Here is a 24,331-nt window from a genome sequence, read left to right as displayed (position 1 = left end):
TTTTTCACCTATCCTTCAAAACAATTATGTGCGCTCTCCACTACATTTTCAATATCAATAGCGGTTTCTTTGCCTTCTTTAACAAATAATCCTAAAAACTCAATATTTCCTTCTCCACCAGTTATTGGTGAATATGTAAGCTTTTCTAAAATAAAGCCATCCGCTCTAGCAAATTCAATTACTTTTTCAATAACACGACAATGAATTTTTTTATCTTTAACGATCCCTTTTTTACCAACATCTTCACGACCTGCTTCAAATTGCGGTTTTATTAATGCCACAACTTGATCATTAGAACTTAATATATTTTTTAAAGCATCAAAAATATATTTTAAAGATATAAACGAAACATCGATCGTAGCAAAAGAAGGAACTCCATTTTCAAACAATTCAATCGTAGCATAACGAAAGTTTGTCTGTTCTTTTACGATTACACGAGGATCATTGCGTAGTTTCCAAACTAACTGGTTAGTTCCGACATCTACTGCGTATACTAATTTAGCACCGTTTTGTAACGCACAATCAGTAAAACCACCGGTTGAACTGCCAATATCAACCATAATTTTATCTTTAAGATCTAAAGAAAATTCTTTTAAAGCTCGTTCCAGTTTTAAACCACCTCTGGATACGTAAGGCATGATATTTCCTTTAACATGTAAATTAGAATCGATTGGGATCTTTGTCCCTGGTTTATCAATTATATCATAATCATCATGAACAATTCCAGCCATGATTGCTCGTTTAGCTTTTTCGCGCGAATCAAAAAAACCATGTTCAACTAATAAGACGTCAATTCTCTCTTTTTTCATCAATTATCTCCTTAACCTTTTGATAAAATGATTCCATATCTAATCCTTCATCTTTTAAAATTTCTTCGATACTACCCTGAACAGAAAAATGGTCATCAACGCCAAAACTATAAATACGCTTTAAAATTCCTTTTTGACTATAATAATAAGCAATATTACTAGATAAAGAATTTATTTTTAATTCCGTTTCATATACGATCAATGGTTTATCATCAACTAGTCTATCCAATAGTTCAAAGTCCATCGGTTTAATAAACTTAGCATCTACTAAGCGAATTTTAATATCTTTATCTTTATAAAAATCACGAATCATATTTACGTTTTGACCATAACTAATAATAGTTATCTCATGATCATCAAAGCCTTCAACTGACCATTTACCAATCGGTAAGATTTCTTCAACCTCTGTATCATCAATTTCGATACTTCCACGAGGAATTCTTAAAATATAAGGATGATCATTATATTTTAAGTATGTATTAATAAATCTTTTAACATCTTTACTATTACTTGGAGTACAAATAATAACGTTTGGTAAAGGATTTAAAATTCCTAAATCAAATACACCATGATGAGTAGGACCATCAGCTCCAACAAAACCACAACGATCAACGCAAATTAAACAGCCAAGATCCATTCTGGCAATATCATGATTGATTTGATCATAAGCACGCTGTAAAAAAGACGAATATACAGAAATAAACGGTTTTTTATGCGCAATAGATAGACCAGCGGTAAAAGTCAAGGCATGCTCTTCAGCAATTCCAACATCAAAACTGCGATCAGGATAATGTACAAAAATACTATCCATCGCGGAACCATGAATCATTGCTGGTGTAATCGCAACGATATCTTGATCACTTGCCATCTTTTTTTCAATATGATCAGCAACTAATTTAGACCAGGTCGTTTTATCTTCAGGTTCGGGATTTTTTATTGTTCCATCACTAATATTAAATGGTGCAATTCCGTGCCATTTACCAGCAAAATCATTTTCGGCATAGCGATACCCTTTTCCTTTTTTGGTAACTACATGAACAACAACACTTGTTTTAGAAGCTTTTGCTAGATTCAAAACTCTGATTAGATCATCAAAATCGTGTCCGTTGACAGGTCCTAAATAATCAACACCAAAATCCTCAAAAATTGTGTCATCGATCAAACCATGCTTTACAAAATCTTTGACGCGTTTAGAAATATTAAAAATCATTTTACCAAATTTATTTTTTGAAGTAATGTTACGATAATCTTCTTTCAAATTATTATAAGTTCCGCTAAGTCTTATTGAAGACAAAAAATCATTAAAACCGCCAACACTTTTACCTATTGCCATTTGGTTATCATTCAAGATAATGATAACTTTATTGTTGATAGAACCAAGATGATTTAAAGCTTCTAAAGATTCCCCGCCAACCATTGCGGCGTCACCAATGACAGGAATAACACTAAAATTTTGCTTATCTAAATCGCGGGCGATTGCCATTGCTACAGCACCGCTTAATGCCGTTGAGGAATGTCCTGCTTCCCACACATCATGCTCACTTTCACAACGTTTTTGAAATCCTGATAACCCCTGGTATTTCCGCAAAGTATTAAATTGACTAGCTCGACCTGTAAGGATCTTATGAACATAAGACTGGTGTCCCACATCAAAGAAGATTTTATCTTTAGGTGAATTAAAAACATAATGTAAAGCAATTGTTAATTCAACTACACCTAAATTGCTTGAAAGATGGCCTCCAGTTTTTGAAATATTATTAATTAAAAATTCACGGATATCCGAGGCTAATTGATTTAATTGTCTAATATCCAGCTCTTTTAAAAAAGAGGGATCTTTAATTTTATTTAGATCCATTATTTCACTCTTCTCTTTATTTTTTTTATTATTTCTAAAATCACTTCATGATTAATTTTTAATTTATTGATAAGTTCATCTACCTCATTAAAATACTGTTCAATTATTTCTTGAGACTTTTCGATTCCCATCAAAGAAACATAAGTGGATTTATGATTTTCAATATCACTACCTACGTTTTTTCCTAAAATTTCACTATTTCCAATTACATCAAGAACATCATCTTGAATTTGAAATGCTAATCCTATTTTATAGCCAATTTCCTGCCAAATAGCAGCATCATTTTTATTAGCAATCAAAGCACCCATTTTCATCGCTGCACTAATTAAATCACCGGTCTTATGACGATGAATCAAATCTAATTCCTGTTGATCAGCTTTTTGATTTTCATACTTCATATCTAATGCTTGTCCTAAAATCATGCCATTTACACCACTTGCCTGATACAAAGTTTGTAGTAACGAGATTTTTAATTCATTATTAAAATCTGCTTCTAAAATAACATTTACTGCTTCATTTAACAAACCATCTCCGGCTAAAATCGCTGTTGCTTCATCAAACTGTTTATGACATGTTGGCTTACCGCGTCGTAGATCATCATTATCCATACCTGGCAGGTCATCATGAATCAATGAGTAAGTGTGAATCATTTCTATTGCACAGGCAGCATCAATATAGTCATGATAATCAATGTTATAACTTCTAATTATTTGCAGCATCATCACCGGCCGAATTCTTTTACCGCCTGCCATTAATGAATATCGCATTGCTTCTTTAACAGTCGAATCTTGAAATCTATCAATTATTTGTAATAGCCTGTCATTTATTTCACTAATTAATTTTTCCATCCGCTATTCCTCGATCTTTAAATCTTCCAATTTTCCATCAACTAAGATTTTAGCTACTTTGTCTTCAATTCCCGCTAATTTATCACTACAAATTTTAGATAGTTTAATCCCTTCTTGAAATAGCTCGACACTATTTTCTAACGATGTTTGATTATCTTCAAGTTCTTTAATAATTTCTTCAAGTCGCTTCATAGCTTGTTCAAATGTAATATTGTCCATAATTTACCTCTATTCAATAATAGCATTTTTCATGCCGTCTTTCATTTTGATTTCAACTTTATCTCCTGATTTAAGATCTAATGATGAAGAGATAAGTTTTTCGTCTTTTAATATGATTGCATATCCTCTTTCAAGTGTTTTTAAAGGAGAAAGAGTATTTAATTTTGATAATGTAAAATAAAACTTTTCCTGATCAGATTGAATTTTTTGCTTCATTAACTGCTGCATTGCCTGCATCATTAGATTTATATGATTTTGCTGAGTAATTGTAAATAAATTAGTTTGATGCTCAAAAGATTGTATCAAATGTTTCATTTTATTACTCTGATTCGTTAAATTATAAGCAAAAACATCATTTAGGCGGTCATATAAGTAATCTACTTTAGCTTTTTTATCTTCAAATAATTTATCAGGATTTTTAAATAAGTAAAATGATTTTATCTTTGTAAGGGCTTGTTTATTCAAAGCAATTTTTTGTTTCATTAAGGTATTTAGCGTATACTGTAAATTATTTACATTTTGTTGTAATTCCACTAAATCTGGTGTTGCTTTGATCGCTGCTGCCGTTGGTGTAGCAGCCCGATAGTCAGAAACCAAATCACAAATCGTAAAATCAACCTCATGTCCCACACCACTGATGATAGGTGTTTTACAACTATATATCGTTCTAGCTAAGGCCTCCTCATTAAAATTCCATAAATCTTCCAAAGAGCCACCGCCACGAGCAATAATAATAGTACTAAAACCTAAACTATCAACGTAACTCAAAGTTTTCATTATTTGCAAATAGGCATCCTTTCCTTGAACCGGAATAGGAAATACGATTACGCGAACAACAGGGAATCTTAACTTGATCGTTCTTACAATATCGGCTAATGCAGCACTAGGATATGCTGATAAAACAGCAATTTTACTAGGAAATTTAGGAATCTTTGATTTATGATCTAAATCAAATAAGCCTTCTAAAAGAAGCTGTTTTTTTAACTGTTCATATCTTAAAAAAAGATTTCCTAAACCATCCTGCTCAATATTATCAACATATAGCTGATATGTTCCAGCAACGTCATATACAGATACACTAGCCTGTATCAGCACTTTCATTCCATTTTCTAGTTTAAAAGGAATTTTTTTAGCTTTCGAAGCGAACATAACAGCATTTATTCTTGAATATTCATCTTTTAAAGTAAAATAAAGATGTCCTGAACTATGATGCTTAAAATTGGAAATCTCACCTTTTATTAATATTTTTTGCAACTGTTCGTCAGCATCGATTCGGGCTTTTAAATAACGATTTAAAGCGCTGACTGTTAAATATTTTTTTTCCATTACTTGATCTTATTCAATAATCCATTAACAAATTTATAAGCATCTTCATCACAATATTTTTTTGAAAGTTCAACAGCTTCATTAATAATAACTTCCTTACTCTGTTTTGTTTCTAATAATTCATAACATCCTACTAAAAGAATTGCCAGCTCCATCTTAGATAATCTATCAATAGTCCAGCCTGATTTCAAATATTTAGCTACTTCTGATTTATATTTTTCAATCTCATTAGCAATGCTTGTAATTAACATAAAACAATAATCATAATCATCTTTATCACTAACAAGATCTTTATCACTATTTAAATATTCACGTACTTCATCTTCATTTATATCAACGAGTAATTTTTGATAAATCGCAATAACTGCTTTTTCTCTAATTAATTTTTTTCTATATTTTTTCATTTAAACCGTCCTTCCAAAATATCTAAGATGATTTTACCATATTTATATCTTAAAATAAATAAATAAAAAGATTATCAAAAGATAATCTTTAAAAATTAATACCTTTAACTTCAATATTGACTTTAATATTTTTTATTCCTGTCATTTCAAAACAGCTTTGTGCTATCTTGTTTTGTAATGCATTAGTTGTAGATGTAACATTCAAACCGTAATCAATTAAAATAGCGACATCAACAATTACCTGATTGTTCTTATTTAAGCGTACTGTTACTGGTCCACTACCAGGCATTGGAATCATATTTCCTTCAAAATCTACGCCATCAATTGATTCTACAGCTTTAATAACAATTGACTGAAATACATTTAACCCAATATTTAAAGCTCCCAAATTTGTTTCTTTTTCTACTGAATAATATTCTTGACTCATAACAAATGCTCCTTTTATATACCTTTATTGTATATAAAATCAAGAAAAAATTCAAGACTCAATAAACTTAACTTCTACTTGATACTCATTTTTAGTTTCTTCCATAATTATTTTAATTATACCATTAGCATCATTTACACTGCCATCTTTTTTATCAACAACGACCTTAATAGTTTTATTTTCCACTTCTACAAAAACATTTTTAAATCCAGCCTCATTTACAATCTTTGTGATTTTTGCTTCTAAAGCAGCTGTTTCTTTAGCTTCACTAATTGTTGCTAAAGCTGATGCTATTTTATCACTATCACTTTTGCTCGAAGCAATAATAGCATTATTTTCGCTGATTAGATCTTCTCTTTCTTTATCTAAGTTCTTCTGCAGGGCTTCGATTTGCGATACCTCTTGATTATTTACAGCAACTTCATTAGCAGTATTTTCTGGTGGCAGAAGAATATAATAAATTGATAATACTAAAATTAGACTAAATAAAGTTAAAAAAGTAATTGCTTGTCTATTCATTTTCTTTCTCCTTTATCAACTACTTTATTATATGCAAGAAGAAAAAAAGTATGAAAAAAACACTAGTTCAATAAAACTAGTGTTAAGCTCTACCTTGATATTTACCATCAACTGTATTTACGATAACTATTTCACCTTCAGAAATGAATAAAGGCACTTTGATTTGATATCCAGTTTCGATAATAGCATTTTTAGTAGCTCCTGTTGCAGTATCTCCTTTAACAGCTGGTTCAGTTTCAATAATTTTAAATGGAACATTGATAGGTAAAGAAACTCCTAAAACTTCCCCTTCATAGCTAGTTACTTCAACTTCATCACTTTCTTTTAAGAAATTAATTTCCCATTTTAAATTATCAGCAGGAATTTCAATTTGTTCATAAGTTTCATTATCCATAAATACTAATGCATCTCCAGAATTATATAGATATTGCATTTTATTTTTATCGATATGCGCTTTCTTTACTTTATCATTTCCCCCAAAAGTAACCTCTGTAGTTGATCCAGATCTTAAGTTTTTCATCTTGATTCTAATATTAGCAGCTGCTCGAGCTGTCTTGTTATGTGAATAGTCTAATACAACATATAGGTTACCTTCATATTCAAAAGTAATACCTGGTCTTAAATCTCCAACACTAATCATTTTAAAAAATCTCCTTATTTGTAATTTACTTTGTGATTATATCAAAAATTATTGATAAAGTGAAGAGATTTTGATAATTATTGATACTCTAATTTTAATTTATCACTAGTAATAAATTAAAACAGCAACTTTTAAGATCCAAGGTCAAAAATGATGTATAGGTTTTCATTTGTATAAATAAAAAAGTTAGGAATTATTTTGAGCTATATTACAACAGTAATATTTGTTGTAATGGTTATGTACAAGCTGCTGTTCTATAAAAAAGTATTTTAAACGAATTTTTTTATTTTTTGAAGTAATTTATGATTTTTTGTTGTAAAAGATAATAGGAGGAAATTTTATGAATGATCTATTTGAAAAAATAATAAACCATGCTATTGCTTGTAAAACATCAGATATTCATCTATTACTAAAACAACAGTGCACTATTTCTTTTCGTCAACAGGGAGATCTAATACTTTATGATACTTTAGAATATAAACAAGGAATAAAATTATTAAATTATATTCGTTTTAAATCAAACGTTGATATTAATTATCAGCTAAAACCGCAAACTGGGCACTTAAACTATCAATACGATAATAATGCATATTATTTACGTGTTTCCAGTTTACCAGGAAAAGATATTGATAGTATTGTAATTAGAATATTGAATAATCATCGTAAATTATCATTAGAGGAACTTACTATTTTTAAAGATGTAAAAATATTTTTAGCCCAAATCGTAACTTTAAATTCCGGACTATTTATTGTTAGCGGGGCAACCGGTTCGGGAAAGTCGACCACTCTTTATACCTTGTTGGATACAATCAATCAAAAATATCATAAGAATATCGTAACTTTAGAAGATCCCATAGAAATTAAAAAATCTTACTGTTTACAAATCCAAATCAATGAAAAATTGGGTATTACATACAATAATTCATTAAAACAAATTCTTCGCCATGATCCCGATATAATCATGATTGGAGAAATTCGTGATGAACAAACGGCAAGATTGGCAATTACCTGTGCTTTGACAGGACATCTTGTTTTAACAACGATTCATTCCAGTAATTGTTTGACAACGATTAGACGTCTATTGAACTTAGGAATATTAAAAATAGATATTGAAGATGTTTTAATTGGTGTAATGTCACAAAAGATGCTTTATCATAAAAACAAGCATACACCGCTTGTTTTACCAGAATACTTAGATCGTAAAAAAATTAATGATTTTTTTAATAATCAGACTGTTGATTATCTTACTTTTAAAGATAATGCAAAAATCTTATTGGAAAATAACATGGTTAATTATCAACAGGTAGCAGGAATTTTTTATGAATGAAGAATATCGTTTTTTAGAAAGCATTGCTTATTTTTTACAACAGGGATATTTGATTCAAGATATTTTAGAGATATGTTCTTTTATATATAGTAATGAACGAATTGAAGATCTAAAAAAGAAATTAAATAATGGTTTGACATTAGATGAAGCAATAATCAAAGGTGATTTTAATCGAACGTTCATTGAATATTTTAAATTTTTTAGAATTAAAAATAATCTATCTAAAGCAATTGTTCAAAGTTTAAATATTTGTAAAACAAGAGACGAAACATTTAATAAATTAAAAAAAGAATTAACTTACCCTATTTTATTGATTATCTTTTTAATGATGTTTTCATTGTTTATCATTTATGCCTTACTACCCTCAATAATGCAGCTTTTTGTCGAATTTGCCATTGAATCTGGTTTTATTACTAAAATGATGTTTAGCCTATTTAAAATCATTCCCTTTCTTATTTTAATGATCTTAATATGTTTTAGCTGTACCTGTTTAATAACTGTTTATGCAATAAAAAAACAGTATTATCAATTAATAGATTTTTTAGTGACTCATGTTTGGTTCATTCAAAAAATGATTCAAAAATATTATTCAATTAAATTTGCTCTATATTATAATGAACTATTGATCAATGGCTATGATACTACCGATATCGTTGTAATGCTTTATCAACAAATTGATGATAGTGATATTAAAATGTTGGTATATGAAATATATCTAAAGATTTTAAAGGGTGAATCTTTAGAACATATCATTTCTCAGTTTAACTATTTTGAGCCTCTTTTTATTGCTAGTTTTAAATTATTGATTCATGATAATCAAGCTCATAAATCGCTTGATAATTATTTAAAGATTTCTATTGACACTTTACATTTTAAAGTCATGAAAATAATCAAGCTTGTCGTACCATTAATTTACTGTTTTACAGCCGGATTCGTTATTTTAGTTTATGTTTCAATTGTTATTCCAATGATGTCAATAATTGGTAATTTATAGTAATTTGAATATTTCATGATATTTATCACAAAACGGAGGGAAAAGATGAAACAAAAAGGATTTACTTTAATTGAAATGATTTTTTGTATTTCAGTTATTTTAGTTATTTTATTATTAGTTATACCAAATGTTACAAGCAAAAACAGAGTTGTTAAAGAAAAAAGCTGTGATGCCCAAATTGAAGTTGTCAATTCTCAAATCGTTCTTTATGAAATTGAAAATGGTCATCTACCAGCAAGTATTTCTGATCTAACATCAGGTGATCACCCTTATTTAACAGAAAAACAGGTAACCTGTCCTAGCGGTTTAACGATTTCTATTAGTGATGGTCAAGCTTATGCAAGATAAACATGGTTTTACATTGATTGAAGTAGTCTTTACAATTAGTATCATTATTATTCTAAGCGTTTTTAGTCTGCATTTTGCAATTACTACCCCACCCTGCATATCTATTGATCAGCAGTGTAAACTAATTATTGCTTTATTACAGGAAGCTAAAACTCAAGCTTTATTAAATCATGAAAGAATCGATATTTTAATTGATAATAATCAAATCTGTTATGATTATCAGGGTGAACAAAAAATTGAATTAGATCGTAATTATTATTTTCAAAATAGCTTTGAACTTTATTTTAATGAAAATGGAAATATTAATAAAGGAAATCACTTAACTATCTGCAATCAAAATGATTGTAGAAGTATTATTTTTAATGTTGGCAGTGGTACGTTTTATGTCAAAGAATAAAGGAATGACTTTGATTGAAAGTTTGTTGGCATTTAGTATTTTTATTACTATTATCGTAGTAATTTTTAGTTGTTATCGTACTGGTATGCGACATTTCCAAATCAATAATGATGATTATCAAAATTATTTAGAACAACAAAATGTTAAGGAGTTACAATTATGGCAAACAACAGCATTGGATCAGTCAATAGAAGAGGTTTTACATTAATTGAAGTTTTATTTTCACTTTCAATTTGTCTGCTGATTGTTTTAAACAGTGTACCGCTTATTAAAACAATATCTTATAAAGATAAACTTAAGGTAAATACTAGCTTTTATGCTATCGGGGCAAAACAATTAACTAAGATTTTATATACATCTAAAGATATTATTGTTGGTGATCAGTTATCTTTTAAAGATAGTAATAATCAGTTATTTACAATATCTCTGCATAAAAAAAGAGTAGTCAAAGAACCTGGTTTTGATATTATAATCAGAGATGTTGAAAGCTTAGATTTTTTTAATAGAGATGAAAATATTTATATGCATTTAAATAATGGTAAAGATGATTTTTATTATCTAATTGCCACAAATTATGAACATACTCATAATTTTGAGGAAACGAATGATGAAATACTTCCATAAAGGTACAATTTTACAATTAGTATTAATTATTTTTATGGTTTTGAGCTTAAATATCGGAGTGTTTTTTACTAGCATAATTGAAAACAGTAAAGCAATAGAAAGAGTTAAAAAAATTAATAATGAGCGTTTAGTTGAGCTTAGTATATTAAGATATTATAAAGAAATGATTGCTAACGATATTTTAATTAGTGATATTATCACAGTTGGTGAATATATCATTGAGTACACAGTAGATGATTTAGGAAGCTATTATTATATTGTAACAACTGTTAGAAATGATAAATATGAGTATAGTTTTAACTTAGAAATCAACATTGAAACTTTAATAATTTCTGCATTTGAATATCAATAACTACCATTTTATAAATGATAAAGAGTAATGTTTATTTGTTTAAAAGTAAATAATAAAAAGAATCAGCAGTAAATCAAATGATTTATTAGTTGATTCTTTTTAAGGCTAATTACTAATCTTCCCTTAACAAAGTTTAGTAACTATGTAAAAAAATGATTTGAATATTATCACATGCTATAAAAATCAATTGATAATGCTGTAACTATACTAAATAGAGATAAATCATCATAAATAATGATTTACCAACTGAATTAAAAAATCACTATATACAATCTTAATGAAAAGGTATGAACAAAAAACAAACTTGTGAATGACTATTAATTTGTTAACAATTAAATAATTTATAAACCAAAGTAGAAATGACTTATTTAATTAAAAACAATATGCTTCTAGAAAAGAATTATAAAGATGAACTTATCTATGTTATAATGTAATAAATTAAAATACGATTTTGATAATATACAATTCATAGAAAAGATAAATTATGCTAGTAATATCATAGCTATCATGATAAGTGTAATTTTAATAACTTCTATTTAATATATGAAAGGAAAATAAATATGAAAATCAAAAATACAAATAATGATAAATTAGCAGCTTGGTTTAATTGCTGGTGTAATATTGGGTAGCCTGCCTAGTTAAAAAAATACTAAAAAGAAATAAATTATATAGTTAATCTATATGATTGATATTTTCTGCGCACATCTTTTTTTAAATCAAGAAGTTTATAAAAAATAGTAAAAGAAATAATACACTTCTTTTACTATTTTTAATTCCCTTAAAAATAAGGATTATGCATTTGTTCTTCTTTTAATGTTGTTGCAGGACCATGTCCAGGATATACTACAGCATCAAAATCATACTCTTTGATCTTTGCTAACGATTCACAAGTATCATGTTTAGAAGAATTTGGAAAATCAAAACGACCAATCGATCCCTTAAATAATACATCACCAGCAAAAATCACATTTTCTTTAGGTAAGTAAATCATTGAAGATCCTGGACAATGTCCTGGTAGATGTAACCAGCTTATTTCAAAATTACCTATCTTCATTTTTTCATCACTTTTAATTACTGGTGCTTTAACTACAAATGGTTTTTCAAAAACTGATAAATTTGCTTTGGCATCATGTAATAACAAGATATCATCATGATGGATATAAATAGGACAATGATAATGTTCATATAAATAATCAACTGCTCCTATATGATCAAAATGACCATGAGTTAATAATATTGCATCTAAGACTAATTCATTTTCATTTAAGTAATTAATAATCTTTTTACCATTTGCACCAGGATCTACAATAAAACAATGTTTTGTATCATCATTAACAACATAACAATTAGTTTGCATATTTCCTAATAATAATGTTTTTACTTTCATCTTCCCACCTCCAATAAAGAAAAAAAGCCGTTAGGCTTATTTCTTTTCTTTATGTACAGTTTTCTTATTACATCTTGGACAATATTTATTTATTTCCATTCTATCAGGATGATTTCTTTTATTTTTTGTATTAATGTAATTTTCTTCACCGCATTCAGTACATCTAAGAATGATATTTTCTCTCATTACTTACACCTCCATTTGTAAACTTCCGTTAAATATATTAACATAGTATCATCTTAATTACTAGTTTTTTTTTAATTTAAACCATACTTTTCGACATATTTATCGATTATTTGTTGTGAAATCAACGGTGCCGAACTGCTGCCTCCATTCGATGCTGTCGTCTGTCGTATCGCAATACAGGCAAAGGCTACGATTGGTTCAGAGTTTTCATCTGCCTGAATATATCCGATCTGTAAATGGTTTGGATAATCGGTCTCTCCTGTTCCCGTATAATCTTCGGCTGTCCCTGTTTTGGCATATGTCACATATGGTTTACTGCTCCAGTAGGCATTGCATGTCCCGCTGCTTCTTGTTACACACGCTCTCATCCCCTGCTTGATTTGACCAAAGGCTGTCGTTTGGCTGGAAACATCATCCAATACCTCTGTTTTCGCTGTATAGTTGGCATTGGCCAGTCCATCAGCATCGGTTACATATGAATCTAAAAATAAGTGCGGTTTGATTCTCTTTCCCCCGTTTGCTAGTGTGCAGGCATACTGGGCCAACTGAATATTTGTATATGTATCATATTGTCCGATCGAAGCATCTAATAAATATCCTCCAGTTCGTTTGCTTCCTCTGTATCCAAACGCTTCGTTAGGAATATCGATTCCGGTCTTTACCCCTAAACCTAATTCTCCCAGATCTCTTCTTAAGGTTTCAAAAGCTTCATCATTGATCTTTAGCGGTCCATCATATACGTAATTTGCTCCTCCTAACAGCATCGCGATTCTAAACATATATACATTTGATGAGTATGCTAGCGCATCTACTTCATTGATCAGTCCTAAATTTCGATGTGATTTCTTCTCTTTCGTTCCTTTTATCTTGATTGGTTCATCCATAAAGGTCGTCCCTGGTGTTATCACTCCTTCTTTAAATGCTGTATAAAGTGTTCCCCCTTTGATCGTCGATCCAATCAAATTGGCATCTAAATAGTTCCCTGCCGCATAATCCGTTACTTCTCCGGTCTCTTTATCGATCATCTTTCCAGACATCACAATGATCTCGCCCGTGTCGGGATCCATCAGGGTAAAAAACATCTTATTAAAGAATTTGTTTTGACTGTTCATCTTGACCAGTTCTTCTTCTATTATCGAATCAGCAAACTGCTGCAGCTCCCAATCGATCGTCAAACGAATATTCGATCCTGCTGTCCCGGATTTGGTACTTGTAATAATCGGATTTCCATCACTGTCATAATTTAATGTATAGCTGCTGTCGCTTCCTCTCAAGATATCTTCATACTGGGCTTCTAATCCCGATACCCCGACTCTAGAATCATTCTGATATCCTAATGCTAACAGCTCATTTTTCATTTCTGAAGGCAGACCCTGTTTTTTCGTTGTTACTCTGCCTAGTACCTGACTGAACTCTCGATCATAGACATACTGCCGTGACCAGTCCGTCGTTACATCGATCCCTGGCAAAATATCTGTATTTTCTCCAATAATACTTGCTTCTTCTTCACTTATCCCTTCTGCTAATACTGATGATCCGCTTGAACAGCTCTTCATCAAATAATAAAAGTGTGTATATTTTAATGTCTCTTCATCCATATATTTTTCAAGCATCTCATCAGTGATCCGTTCAATCTGGAGATTTAATAAGGCACTGTCGTAGTTATTTTGTTCTTTAAGTTTAGCTTTTTCTTCATCACTGACTAATTCATCTGCTAGATCTGGATAGGCAATAATGAAATAATCTTTTTTATTACGGGTCGTAATAGAAGAGGTATCTAAATTTATCGTTTTCGCTAAAAATTTAGCCGATGTTTTTAACTGTTCATCCTTGATCTTTTTAGGTGCATAATAAGTTGCACAGATAACATTAGTATTTTGTACCAGTTTAACGTAGTTACGGTCGACGATCTCACCTCTTGGGGCATCGGTCGAATATGTAGCTGTACCGTATTTTTCTAATTTGACAGCTAATTCATCACCATCTCTAAACTGGATCAAGGCTAGTCTAACCGCCATAACTGATGTAATTGCAACAATGAAACAAAGTAAAATGATCAAGCGTCTGCTGACTATATTATCCTGTTTATTTTTTTGCTCTCGTTCTTGTTCTAAGGCTCCATAAAAACGAACTTTATGAATTTTGTTTTTAAAATTAAATGCCATCTTGTCGCCTCCTTATCATTTTAATTATTATAGACTAATTACTTAATTAAGTAAATTAAAACAGAAATTTACCACAAAATAAAGAAAGTACCCAAAATTACTCTCTAATAAGTACTAAAAATAAGTAGTACGGCATGTACTACTTATCATCATCGACTGACAATATTGCCATGAAAGCTTCTTGTGGAATTTCTACATTTCCAACCGCTTTCATTCTTTTTTTACCCTCTTTTTGCTTTTCTAATAATTTCTTTTTACGGGTAATATCACCACCATAACATTTAGCAAGAACGTTTTTACGCATTGCTTTGATCGTAGTTCTCGCGATGATTTTTCCTTGCAAAGCTGCCTGAATTGGTACTTCGAACATTTGCTTAGGAATGATTTCTTTAAGTTTTTCACAAATAACCTTTCCTCGACTATAAGCAAAATCTTTATGTACGATCGTTGAAAGGGCATCTACAACTTCACCATTTAATAAAATATCCATTTTTTGCAGTTTACTACTACGATAACCAATCAATTCATAATCCAATGAAGCATAACCTTTAGTACTAGATTTAAGTTTATCAAAAAAATCATAAACTATTTCTGATAATGGTATTTCATAAATAATATTTCGACGCGTATCATCAATATATTCAATATCAATATATTCACCACGTTTATTTTGACAAAGTTCCATAATCACACCAACAAATTCACTTGGTGACATAATCGAAGCTTTTACATATGGTTCTTCAATATGATCAATAACTTGTGGACTAGGCATCATCGCAGGATTATCCACTACTACTTTACTACGATCAGTTAAATAACAATGATAAATAACTGATGGCGCTGTAGCTATTAAATCAAGATCAAACTCTCTTTCTAACCTTTCTTGAATTACATCCATATGTAACAATCCCAAAAATCCACATCTAAAACCAAAGCCAAGTGCTTGTGAAGTTTCAGGTTCAAACATTAATGAAGAATCACTTAATCGCATTTTCTCTAAAGCTTCACGCAAATCTTTATAACGAGCATTATCAATTGGGTAAAGGCCGCAATAAACCATTGGATTCAATTGTCGATAACCTGGTAATTGTTGATCTGATTCATTTTCTAGTGTTGTAACAGTATCGCCAACATGGATATCCTGAATAGATTTAATTGATGCACAAAACCAGCCAACCTCTCCAACAACTAGCTCTTCTTTTTTTATTTCTCTTGGGGTTCTAACCCCTAATTCTGTAACTTCATAGGTAGCGTTAGTTGCTAAAAACTTAACTGTGTCACCTAATTTGATTTTTCCCTCTTTGATTCTAACAAAAACAATTACTCCACGATAACTATCATAATAAGAATCAAAAATTAATGCCTGGGTTGGATTATTGATACTCCCTGATGGAGCTGGAAATTCTTGAACAACCTTTTCAAGAACTTCATCAATATTTAATCCTGTTTTTGCAGAAATTAATGGCGCATGATCAGCTGGTAAACCGATTACGTCCTCAACTTCCCTAATTACTCTTTGAGGATCAGCACTAGGCAAATCAATTTTGTTTATAACTGGAAGTATCTCTAGATTATTATCCAAAGCAAGATATACATTAGCTAAAGTTTGAGCTTCAACACCTTGTACTGCATCAATAACTAATATAGCACCTTCGCATGCTGCTAATGATCGTGACACTTCATATGTAAAATCCACATGACCTGGAGTATCTATCAAGTGTAATAAATATGTTTCACCATTTTTTGCAGTATAATTTAATTGGACTGCATTTAACTTTATTGTTATTCCTCTTTCACGTTCAAGATCCATACTATCAAGCAGCTGGGCTTTCATTTCTCTATCAGCAACAGCGCCAGTTATTTGAAGAATACGATCTGCCAGGGTGCTTTTACCATGATCGATATGCGCGATAATTGAAAAATTTCTTATTTTACTTTGATCAATAGTCATTTTCATCACCCACTTTCGTTATGATATTATAACAAATAAGTCTCTTAAACTCAAATACTATTTATTTTCACGAAAATATTTGTCAAGTAAAGAAACATGCTCGGCAATAACTTCAATTGATGTAATAATTTTAGAATCACTGCACTCAAACGTTCGCGAATGTAATCTTCCTTTTACAGCTACTAGACTGCCTGGCATTGCAGTTTCTATTATCATTTCAGCAATACCGCGCCACAGTGATACAGTAACATAATCACTTTCATAAGCACCTAAGCCATTTTTAAATCCTTGTTCAATTTGAAGAGTTGCATTTGCGACTTTTACACCTCCTTTAGTTGTTTTCATAACCGGTATATCTACAAGACGACCTACCAACATTACTTGATTTAACATCTATTCCCCTCCTTTGCATAGCAATTATAGGCGGAAAGAACATGTTTTGCAAGTTGATGATTTTTAACCTAATTTAGTAAATTCCTAAAATCGGTCTGTGATGACTATTTTTTATTAAAATTTATCTAAATCCTTACTTAATATCCCAAAATAGTCCAAAGATGTCTACAAAAAAAAGTTGAAAATATTATGATTTTAAGACTTTAGTTATCCTAAAAACAAAAGAACATAAATCATTGAAAATCTCTTTTCATATTTATGTTCCTTTTATTTTTATCTTTTCATTAAAAACTTTTTCCTAGTTCTCTTTTCTTTTACGATTTGTTAAAACTGTAGCCATGCTTAACAATCCTACTCCCGCAAATAAACCAATTAAACTATCATCACCAGTAGCTACACTTGCTGTTGTATCACCGGCTTTTACTGGATTACTTGCTTCATTTACTTCTAATCCAGCCATCGCTTTTGTTAAAACATCTTTAGCATTATCTACCTGTTCCTGTGTTGCTTCTGGATCGTTTAATACTGCTTTGGCTTCATCTAATGCTTCCATCATCACTGACCATGTCTTAGCACTGTAATTTGTAACATTTAATGTTTCAGCTTTATTGATCAATCCTTGTAATAAATCCTTGTTTGGAATTAATCTTAAGTCTAAGTATGCTCTTATCAATGCTTCATATGCATTATCTACTGCTTCTTGTGTTGCATCTGCATCATCTAATACCGCTTTAGCATTTGCCATTGGTTTAGCTAAGTTGGCAACACTTCCTTCTGTATATAGACTCTTATCTAAGCCATTTACCATGTCATATGCTTCTTGTAATCTTGTTTTATCTACTTTGATCACTAAGTTTGTCATGGCATCTTTTAAGTTATTTAAGGCTTCTACTACTTCATATTCTAATGCATTTTCATCATTCATGACAACACTAGCAACATCTAAGGCTTCTTTGAATACTGTCCATGAAGCTGGTGTGTAGTCTTCTTCTGCATAACTATTTGCTTCATTGATCAAGGCTTCTAAAGCACTCTTATCACCTTTTACAAATTCTAACATATGCATAGCAACTGATAAACGAGCAAATGAAGCATCTACTACTTCCTGACTAGCACTATCATCAGCTAAAATTACTGTTGCCTCTTGTAGGGCGGCTTTAAATTCATTAACGACAGCTGGGACAACATTAGCTAACTGTTCATCAGTTACATTATTTGCCATTTCAACAGCTATTGATAAAGCTAATTTGTTTACTATTTCTCCAGGTTCAGGATCTTTAGCAACAGGTGTTCCTATAATATTAGCCGTAATACCAGCACCTTTACTATTAACTGCCCGGACATAGAAAGTATATGCTGTATTATTAGTTAAATTTGTAAAAGTATAACTGTTATCAACTGTATCTACCCAAGTTAAACCATCACATGATACTTGGTAACCTGTAATAGCATTACCTCCATTAGTTTTAGGCACATCCCATGATAAAGTCACAGTTTGATTACCAGAAACGACAGAAAGATTTTGTGGTTCCCCAGGTGCTTCGACGATATCAATATTTCTGTAAAGAGAGAATTGTTTACCTTCACCATTTGAATATCCACTAAACATCCCTTTACTAGAATCGCTTAACTGATAATTAGTAGTACTGTCTGTAAAATATAATCCTGTTAAACCATCTGTAATTTTAATTATATGATCAGCAGAACCATTTAAATTAACATTACTATTGCCAATACTTAAAACACCACTATCACAACTTATAACATAGCTGCCATTTGATCCTGTAAATGTCCATTCATAGCTACTATAATCACCAGTTAAATGTGCAACATCACTAGTTAATCCAATATCTTTTGGAACAAGCCCAGTTCTTCCCCCATTTGTCATTACTTCATGAGTTACAGCACTGTATTTAGGTAATGTATCTCTACTATCTGTAAAGATCATAAAATATTTATTACCACTTTCAATTTGATCAACTTTATTTACCAATTCATAAACATTGCTATTAGCTGTATCAATAGCAGTTGCACTATACGACGTTGATGTAGTAGTAGAATCATTTCCATCTGTTACAGTTAAATTAATTGTTGCACTTCCTTCTCCAACAGCATAAACTACTGCATTATCACCATTGCCTTCAACTGATAAAATATCAGAATTACTGCTTGACCAATCAAATATTGGATCAGTTATATTAGAAATTTCTGCTGTTAATGCAGCTGCTCCGCCAACTGGGATAATATTTTTCCCCTCATTTACAATCTTAACAGCTGACATGGCTTTAACTGTATTAAGTTCAAGATTTCCAGGACCGGTAACAACTCGGGTATCTACATCATAACCACTTTCATTCTTATAAGCGTTTCGTACTCCTTCGCTTTTAAGATTATATGTACCATTTGCACTATAACGATTTATCTCTACACGATTTTCATAAATTGTAAATACTGTAGAAGTAAGTGTAGCTTCAACCCCACTATTAACTTGATTATAATAACCTGTGTATCCAGGATTCATATAAGTAAAGTTTAAAGTTTCTGCTTTGAATTCTGTACGACTTGATTGAGCAATATTAATACTATCACCTTTAGCAAGATATATACAAGAACCACCAAGATAATCATCCCAACCATTTGAATGATCATGACCAAACAAGAAAATAATATTTAAACCATTAGCACCTGCTTCGTTAAGTACATCAAACAATAAATTGGCATATTGAGTATCACCGTCATTACGAGTACGCATACTATAATGCAATGGCAAATGTGATACTACAAAGATTGGCTTACTATAACCTTCTATAAGCTTATCACCAAGATAATTTTCTAGATTATTAGCAGTTTTTTCAATCGTTCCACGATCACTATTATACCACATATAATCACCTTCGTTGATAACAAACACCCCATAATCCTCAGTATCGTTAGCACCACTTGGAGTAATTCCTGGAGTGCTGGCAGGATCATGATTTCCCTGAACAAATACCATATTATCCTCACTGAGTGATGGCCATTTTGAATTAAATACATTCTTGATAGAAATTATACCATGTGATGTATCACTAGGCATATTGTAGTCATAATCTCCGGCATATAAAGCCCCATCTACGCTTGTATGACCATCATTTATCATAGCATCGATGATAGCGCCAAGTATTTCTTCACCTTCAGCATCACCGGTTTTTGCCTGATAATCTGAAGCTGCAAAGACTTTTGTTATTGGTGTATCAGCAAATACCGGCATAACAGTACTTACGCAAAGCATGAAGACTAGAGCAATAGATGTAAGAAATCTAAACCTATTATGTTTCATAAATTATACTTTTGGTATATTTTGTATACCTTTCCCTTTCTCTAAATTTTAATTACATTATAAAAGTGATGTATATGATTTGTTTCTATTGTTCGTTTTAATAGCAATAAAAAAATCAATAATTCAAATTTTCATCAATTCTTGATATCTTGCTGGTTATTGCCTCTTAATAAAAATATACATATTTCCTCTTTTACCCAAAATAAAAAACAACTAATCTTTTAGCAATATTCTATAAATAAAAATACATTAGTATTCTATTAACAGAAATAAAAGAAAACAGTTAATTAATAATTAAAACTTAATCAATAGTGTGGATAACAAAAAGAGTCACCTCCTAAAACTAGCTCTCTTATTTTAATATATTTTTTATGCATAATAACTTAAATATGGCACTCTAAAAATTCTATCAAAAATAAAAACTACATTATCTTACTTTCAATAAATATTCTATCTAATACTTGTATAAGAGAGTTACTTGAGTAACTTTTAACCGAAAACATTTTTATTTAGTACAATAGTGATTTTATTAAATAAAAACTACTAAACTTGTTTTCAGTATACATTTTCATTCACTTTTCAAAGAACTATAATACCTGTCAATTATTCTTCAATATAATTAGACCTTTACAAAGAATCAGTGTCAAAAAGTTAATTTATTATAATTTCTATATTTTATATAATTATTATCCCATTTACATTTTCCTGCTATTTTGATTGATTCACTAAAAATCTTTTTCATACAAAAAAGTAACAATTCCACTAATTGAGGTTGCAAAACAACAAGGATCTATTACTATCATTAAGTTTAATCATTATTTATCAATTTTAAATTAATCTCATAAATAATTACACTATTAAAAATCATCTTTCATTTAAAATTAAAAATTTGCTTTTTAAATCTAAACTTTTAGAATATGCACTTTTTTTGACAGAAATACTAATAATTAAAATGAAGAACCAGCATCTTCATTTATTCCATTGTAGTATTATTTTCAAAAAAATACACATCTTCATACATAAGCTCCCCGTATAGAATTAAATTTTTTAAACCATCAACACTATTTATATATTAACTATATACCCCAAAACAAAATCCACACATTCTTTTTTTTAGCAACAAAAAAAGTATAGTTCCTAAAAATAACATAAAAAATTTGGTATATAAATAAAAATAACCTGTATTCAGGTTATTTACATAAGTATATATCAATAATAATCAAGCTTCTACAACTACATAAGCGATGGCATAATCATTTTCATGAGCAATCGAAATAAAAGAATTGGGATAATTAAGATATGGCTTCCCTTTAGCATCATTTAATATCTCAATGTCACAAAAAGTATCCAAACCCTGATCAATTCCTACAGCTTTAAAAAATGCTTCTTTTCCAGCAAAACGTCCTCCTAAAAACTCACGCTTTTGCTTAGATGTTTTTTTATTTTCATATATTTTTAGTTCTTTTGCAGTTAAAATCTTATTAGCCAATTTATCATTTATCCGATTTAAATCAACAATATCGCAACCAATACCCTTAATCATTTTTAATCCTTAAATTTTTTTTCATACAAACTCATCAATTCATCTAAAGACATATCATCATCAATTTCATCAATTAAAGAATTTTGTTTTTCAAGTTCATTAGTACTAAAATCAAGTTTAAACTCCCCAGTTCTTTCTTCGATAATTTTTAACTGATCTTTTTCCTCTTCAACTATTTTAGCTATATTTCGTAAGTTTTCCTCCACTGTTGGTAACTTTTCAATTTCTTTAGATTTCTTTTTTTTCGCTTTTTCTTCATTGATTGAAGTTAATTTTGCTTCTGATTCAACAACTGGTTTTTCTTCATAATTACCAAAATATGGACTCAATACCGGCACTAACTGGTCGTTATTCTTTTTCTTCTTTGGTTTAACAGTTTTTTTCGTTTTAACAGTTTTTTCTTCTTCTTTTCTTTTTGTAATACCATTCATTGGTGAAATGACTTCGCTCATTTGATAAACAGGTTTAGGCTTTTCTTCAACTACCGGTTTTGTTTCAACAGTTTTTGATTTTGCTTTAGGTTTAGCTACAGGTTTTTCTTCAGCTTCGCTAACTTCTTCTTTAAACTCTTCATCATAAATCAATGGCGTACTAAACTTTTCTTTTCGACGCTGTTCAACAACTGGATCGACTTCAAAAATATCATCATCCTGCTCATGTTTTTTAAATAAACCTCTAAACATACTTACCCTCCTTTTCTAGAAAAAAGAATCTCCGATATCATACTTATCTTTGTCTAATACAAGAATACCACGAACTTGAGGAGCATTTGGTAAACCTAACTCACGTGCAGAACAAATCATTCCATTTGAATCTACTTTGCGCAATTTTGATGGTTTGATTATTAAACCGCTGGGCATGACTGCACCCACTGTCGCAACAACAACTCTTTGTCCTGCTTCAACATTTGGAGCCCCACAAACGATCTGTGTCTTTGTATCCTTTAAATCCACCTGACAAATATGCAAATGATCTGAATCAGGGTGATCGCACATTGAAATGATTTCTCCAACGATAAAACGTGGAGTTTTATCTAAGACTACTGGTTCTAATTCATATTTATTTAAAAGTTGATTAAAAGCCTCTATCTGTGCATCACTAAATTTGATCAATCCATCATTAATTTCTCCTAAATATTTACTGGCATTTAATAAATTATAACCAATAACTTTATCCTTTTTATCTTTCAAAACAACTAGGTCATCATATTTATCATAACTGAATGTCTTACCTTCATTACATCTAGCTAACATTATATCACCGATATGACCATGATTATAAAATCCATGAAATAACATCTCTACACCTCTTACTTTAAACTATCTATAAATGTTTGAATTTCTTCTTTAGTTTTGCGAAGTTTACTTACAAAGCGTCCAATTTCTTTATCATCTTCATATCCTACAAAAGAAGGAATTCCTAAAATATCTAAATCTTTACATAAATCTAATAAATTATCACGATTTATTAAATAAAATTTAAATTCTGGATTAGCATCAACAATATCGCCAATAAAAGGTTTAACAAACATACAATCTGGACACCAGTCAGCTGTAAACATGATAATTGTTTTACCCACTCTAACTTTGTCAAATTCTTCAAGTGTTTTAATTTCAATTAACTTATCCATTTTCTCGATACCTCGCAACCAATTTATAAATTGGGCCTTTCTTACAAAATTTACGTTCATATTCAGTCATAATATTAGTTTCATTTTCAGGACTGTGATGCAAATCAAGATTTACAGTTTCTAAATCTAATGGATACTGATTCAATGAAACTAAAGAATATTCAAACAGACCACGATTATCTGTTTTAAATTCAATCACACCATCATTTACTAATATTTTATGATAAACATCTAAAAATTTACTAGAAGTCAATCTTCTTTTTTCATGGCGGTTTTTAGGCCATGGATCACTAAAATTCAAATAAATCTTATCAACTTCATTCTCATTAAAAACATCACCTAATAAAATTGCATCATAACGCATTAAGCGTAGATTAGTAATTTTTGTTTCCTGCATATTAATTTTATTAATAGCAGCAGCTAATACACTTGGATATTTTTCAATTCCAATAAAGTTGATATTTGGATTACAACGAGCATTTTCATAAATAAAATCACCTTTGCCCATACCAATTTCAATATAAATTGGATTATCATTACCAAAAATTTCTTTCCATTTATTTTTAAACTTTTCCGGCTCGATTACAACAAAATCAGTATTTTCATTCATTATATCATAAGCCTTTGGATTATTTCTAAGTCGCATTACTACTCCCCTTTACATATAT

27 protein-coding genes are annotated in these 24,331 nt (G+C 30.2%); 7 read left to right on the top strand and 20 right to left on the bottom strand.

Annotation, left to right across the window (positions count from 1 at the left end; genetic code table 11):
• Window positions 1-8: 8 nt before the first annotated feature.
• The 9 genes from BR82_RS0103100 to efp all read right to left on the bottom strand — a co-directional run bounded on the left by BR82_RS0103100 (window position 9) and on the right by efp (window position 7,047).
• Window positions 9-809: a TlyA family RNA methyltransferase gene (locus BR82_RS0103100; RefSeq protein ID WP_027088976.1), complete on the bottom strand. Its 801-nt coding sequence runs from the start codon at window positions 807-809 to the stop codon at window positions 9-11.
• Window positions 790-2,664 (bottom strand): 1-deoxy-D-xylulose-5-phosphate synthase, encoded by a 1,875-nt coding sequence (gene dxs, locus BR82_RS0103095; RefSeq protein WP_027088975.1) that lies wholly within the window; start codon window positions 2,662-2,664, stop codon window positions 790-792. Before dxs ends, BR82_RS0103100 begins: the two co-directional genes overlap by 20 nt.
• Window positions 2,664-3,512 carry a polyprenyl synthetase family protein gene (locus BR82_RS0103090; protein ID WP_027088974.1) on the bottom strand — a complete coding sequence of 283 codons (849 nt, stop codon included), beginning with the start codon at window positions 3,510-3,512 and terminating at the stop codon, window positions 2,664-2,666. The genes dxs and BR82_RS0103090 overlap by 1 nt, the downstream gene beginning before the upstream one ends.
• Window positions 3,513-3,515: 3 nt before the next feature.
• Window positions 3,516-3,731, bottom strand: a complete 216-nt coding sequence (gene xseB, locus BR82_RS0103085) for an exodeoxyribonuclease VII small subunit (RefSeq protein ID WP_027088973.1) — start codon at window positions 3,729-3,731, stop codon at window positions 3,516-3,518.
• A gap of 9 nt (window positions 3,732-3,740) precedes the next feature.
• Entirely contained in the window at window positions 3,741-5,057 is a 1,317-nt protein-coding gene (gene xseA, locus BR82_RS0103080; RefSeq protein WP_027088972.1) for an exodeoxyribonuclease VII large subunit, read from the bottom strand.
• Window positions 5,057-5,461, bottom strand: coding sequence for a transcription antitermination factor NusB (gene nusB, locus BR82_RS0103075; protein ID WP_027088971.1), 405 nt, complete (start codon window positions 5,459-5,461; stop codon window positions 5,057-5,059). The genes xseA and nusB overlap by 1 nt, the downstream gene beginning before the upstream one ends.
• A gap of 88 nt (window positions 5,462-5,549) precedes the next feature.
• Window positions 5,550-5,888 (bottom strand): Asp23/Gls24 family envelope stress response protein, encoded by a 339-nt coding sequence (locus BR82_RS0103070; protein ID WP_024720560.1) that lies wholly within the window; start codon window positions 5,886-5,888, stop codon window positions 5,550-5,552.
• 51 nt (window positions 5,889-5,939) lie between these two features.
• Window positions 5,940-6,407 carry a SpoIIIAH-like family protein gene (locus tag BR82_RS0103065; protein ID WP_027088970.1) on the bottom strand — a complete coding sequence of 156 codons (468 nt, stop codon included), beginning with the start codon at window positions 6,405-6,407 and terminating at the stop codon, window positions 5,940-5,942.
• Between the two features lie 82 nt (window positions 6,408-6,489).
• A complete protein-coding gene (gene efp / locus BR82_RS0103060) occupies window positions 6,490-7,047 on the bottom strand; it encodes an elongation factor P (RefSeq protein WP_027088969.1) in 558 nt (185 codons plus the stop codon).
• 340 nt (window positions 7,048-7,387) lie between these two features.
• On the opposite strand from efp, the gene BR82_RS0103055 reads away from it, so the two are divergent.
• Genes BR82_RS0103055 through BR82_RS0103025 form a run of 7 tightly spaced genes read left to right on the top strand, consistent with a single transcriptional unit; the run spans window position 7,388 to window position 11,089 of the window.
• Window positions 7,388-8,374 carry an ATPase, T2SS/T4P/T4SS family gene (locus tag BR82_RS0103055; protein ID WP_027088968.1) on the top strand — a complete coding sequence of 329 codons (987 nt, stop codon included), beginning with the start codon at window positions 7,388-7,390 and terminating at the stop codon, window positions 8,372-8,374.
• Window positions 8,367-9,368 carry a type II secretion system F family protein gene (locus tag BR82_RS0103050; RefSeq protein WP_027088967.1) on the top strand — a complete coding sequence of 334 codons (1,002 nt, stop codon included), beginning with the start codon at window positions 8,367-8,369 and terminating at the stop codon, window positions 9,366-9,368. The genes BR82_RS0103055 and BR82_RS0103050 overlap by 8 nt, the downstream gene beginning before the upstream one ends.
• A 45-nt stretch (window positions 9,369-9,413) precedes the next feature.
• Window positions 9,414-9,716: a competence type IV pilus major pilin ComGC gene (gene comGC / locus BR82_RS0103045; protein WP_027088966.1), complete on the top strand. Its 303-nt coding sequence runs from the start codon at window positions 9,414-9,416 to the stop codon at window positions 9,714-9,716.
• The gene (locus tag BR82_RS0103040; protein ID WP_027088965.1) at window positions 9,706-10,113 is read left to right on the top strand and encodes a type II secretion system protein; all 408 of its coding nucleotides are present in this window, start codon (window positions 9,706-9,708) and stop codon (window positions 10,111-10,113) included. Before comGC ends, BR82_RS0103040 begins: the two co-directional genes overlap by 11 nt.
• Complete coding sequence (locus BR82_RS0103035; protein WP_027088964.1) at window positions 10,100-10,321, top strand: hypothetical protein; 222 nt, start codon at window positions 10,100-10,102, stop codon at window positions 10,319-10,321. The genes BR82_RS0103040 and BR82_RS0103035 overlap by 14 nt, the downstream gene beginning before the upstream one ends.
• Window positions 10,273-10,737, top strand: a complete 465-nt coding sequence (locus BR82_RS0103030) for a prepilin-type N-terminal cleavage/methylation domain-containing protein (RefSeq protein WP_027088963.1) — start codon at window positions 10,273-10,275, stop codon at window positions 10,735-10,737. Before BR82_RS0103035 ends, BR82_RS0103030 begins: the two co-directional genes overlap by 49 nt.
• On the top strand, window positions 10,718-11,089 hold the full coding sequence (locus BR82_RS0103025) for a hypothetical protein (RefSeq protein WP_240474503.1): 372 nt from the start codon (window positions 10,718-10,720) through the stop codon (window positions 11,087-11,089). The genes BR82_RS0103030 and BR82_RS0103025 overlap by 20 nt, the downstream gene beginning before the upstream one ends.
• Window positions 11,090-11,867: 778 nt before the next feature.
• Here BR82_RS0103025 and BR82_RS0103020 read toward each other — a convergent pair.
• From BR82_RS0103020 to trmB, 11 genes are all read right to left on the bottom strand, one after another.
• The gene (locus tag BR82_RS0103020) at window positions 11,868-12,491 is read right to left on the bottom strand and encodes an MBL fold metallo-hydrolase (protein ID WP_471529570.1); all 624 of its coding nucleotides are present in this window, start codon (window positions 12,489-12,491) and stop codon (window positions 11,868-11,870) included.
• Window positions 12,492-12,512: 21 nt separating this feature from the next.
• Complete coding sequence (rpmG, locus tag BR82_RS0103015; RefSeq protein WP_027088960.1) at window positions 12,513-12,662, bottom strand: 50S ribosomal protein L33; 150 nt, start codon at window positions 12,660-12,662, stop codon at window positions 12,513-12,515.
• A 71-nt stretch (window positions 12,663-12,733) separates the two neighbouring features.
• Window positions 12,734-14,827, bottom strand: a complete 2,094-nt coding sequence (locus BR82_RS0103010) for a peptidoglycan D,D-transpeptidase FtsI family protein (protein ID WP_027088959.1) — start codon at window positions 14,825-14,827, stop codon at window positions 12,734-12,736.
• A 139-nt stretch (window positions 14,828-14,966) separates the two neighbouring features.
• Window positions 14,967-16,778 (bottom strand): translation elongation factor 4, encoded by a 1,812-nt coding sequence (lepA, locus tag BR82_RS0103005; protein WP_084300678.1) that lies wholly within the window; start codon window positions 16,776-16,778, stop codon window positions 14,967-14,969.
• 57 nt (window positions 16,779-16,835) lie between these two features.
• The gene (locus tag BR82_RS0103000) at window positions 16,836-17,171 is read right to left on the bottom strand and encodes a single-stranded DNA-binding protein (RefSeq protein WP_024720571.1); all 336 of its coding nucleotides are present in this window, start codon (window positions 17,169-17,171) and stop codon (window positions 16,836-16,838) included.
• A gap of 298 nt (window positions 17,172-17,469) precedes the next feature.
• Window positions 17,470-20,490, bottom strand: coding sequence for a fibronectin type III domain-containing protein (locus BR82_RS0102995; RefSeq protein ID WP_084300677.1), 3,021 nt, complete (start codon window positions 20,488-20,490; stop codon window positions 17,470-17,472).
• A 1,219-nt stretch (window positions 20,491-21,709) separates the two neighbouring features.
• Window positions 21,710-22,033 carry a holo-ACP synthase gene (gene acpS / locus BR82_RS0102990; protein WP_024720573.1) on the bottom strand — a complete coding sequence of 108 codons (324 nt, stop codon included), beginning with the start codon at window positions 22,031-22,033 and terminating at the stop codon, window positions 21,710-21,712.
• A 2-nt stretch (window positions 22,034-22,035) separates the two neighbouring features.
• Window positions 22,036-22,716, bottom strand: coding sequence for a hypothetical protein (locus BR82_RS0102985; protein WP_024720574.1), 681 nt, complete (start codon window positions 22,714-22,716; stop codon window positions 22,036-22,038).
• Window positions 22,717-22,731: 15 nt separating this feature from the next.
• Window positions 22,732-23,331 (bottom strand): YtpR family tRNA-binding protein, encoded by a 600-nt coding sequence (ytpR, locus tag BR82_RS0102980; RefSeq protein ID WP_027088956.1) that lies wholly within the window; start codon window positions 23,329-23,331, stop codon window positions 22,732-22,734.
• A gap of 11 nt (window positions 23,332-23,342) precedes the next feature.
• Window positions 23,343-23,663 carry a thioredoxin family protein gene (locus tag BR82_RS0102975; RefSeq protein WP_024720576.1) on the bottom strand — a complete coding sequence of 107 codons (321 nt, stop codon included), beginning with the start codon at window positions 23,661-23,663 and terminating at the stop codon, window positions 23,343-23,345.
• The gene (trmB, locus tag BR82_RS0102970) at window positions 23,656-24,309 is read right to left on the bottom strand and encodes a tRNA (guanosine(46)-N7)-methyltransferase TrmB (protein ID WP_024720577.1); all 654 of its coding nucleotides are present in this window, start codon (window positions 24,307-24,309) and stop codon (window positions 23,656-23,658) included. The genes BR82_RS0102975 and trmB overlap by 8 nt, the downstream gene beginning before the upstream one ends.
• Between the last annotated feature and the right edge of the window lie 22 nt (window positions 24,310-24,331).

It is taken from the genome of Thomasclavelia saccharogumia DSM 17460, from assembly GCF_000686665.1.
GTDB lineage: Bacteria > Bacillota_I > Bacilli_A > Erysipelotrichales > Coprobacillaceae > Thomasclavelia > Thomasclavelia saccharogumia.
Note: the sequence above shows the minus strand (reverse complement) of the source record. Positions and strands in the feature narration are given on the sequence as shown.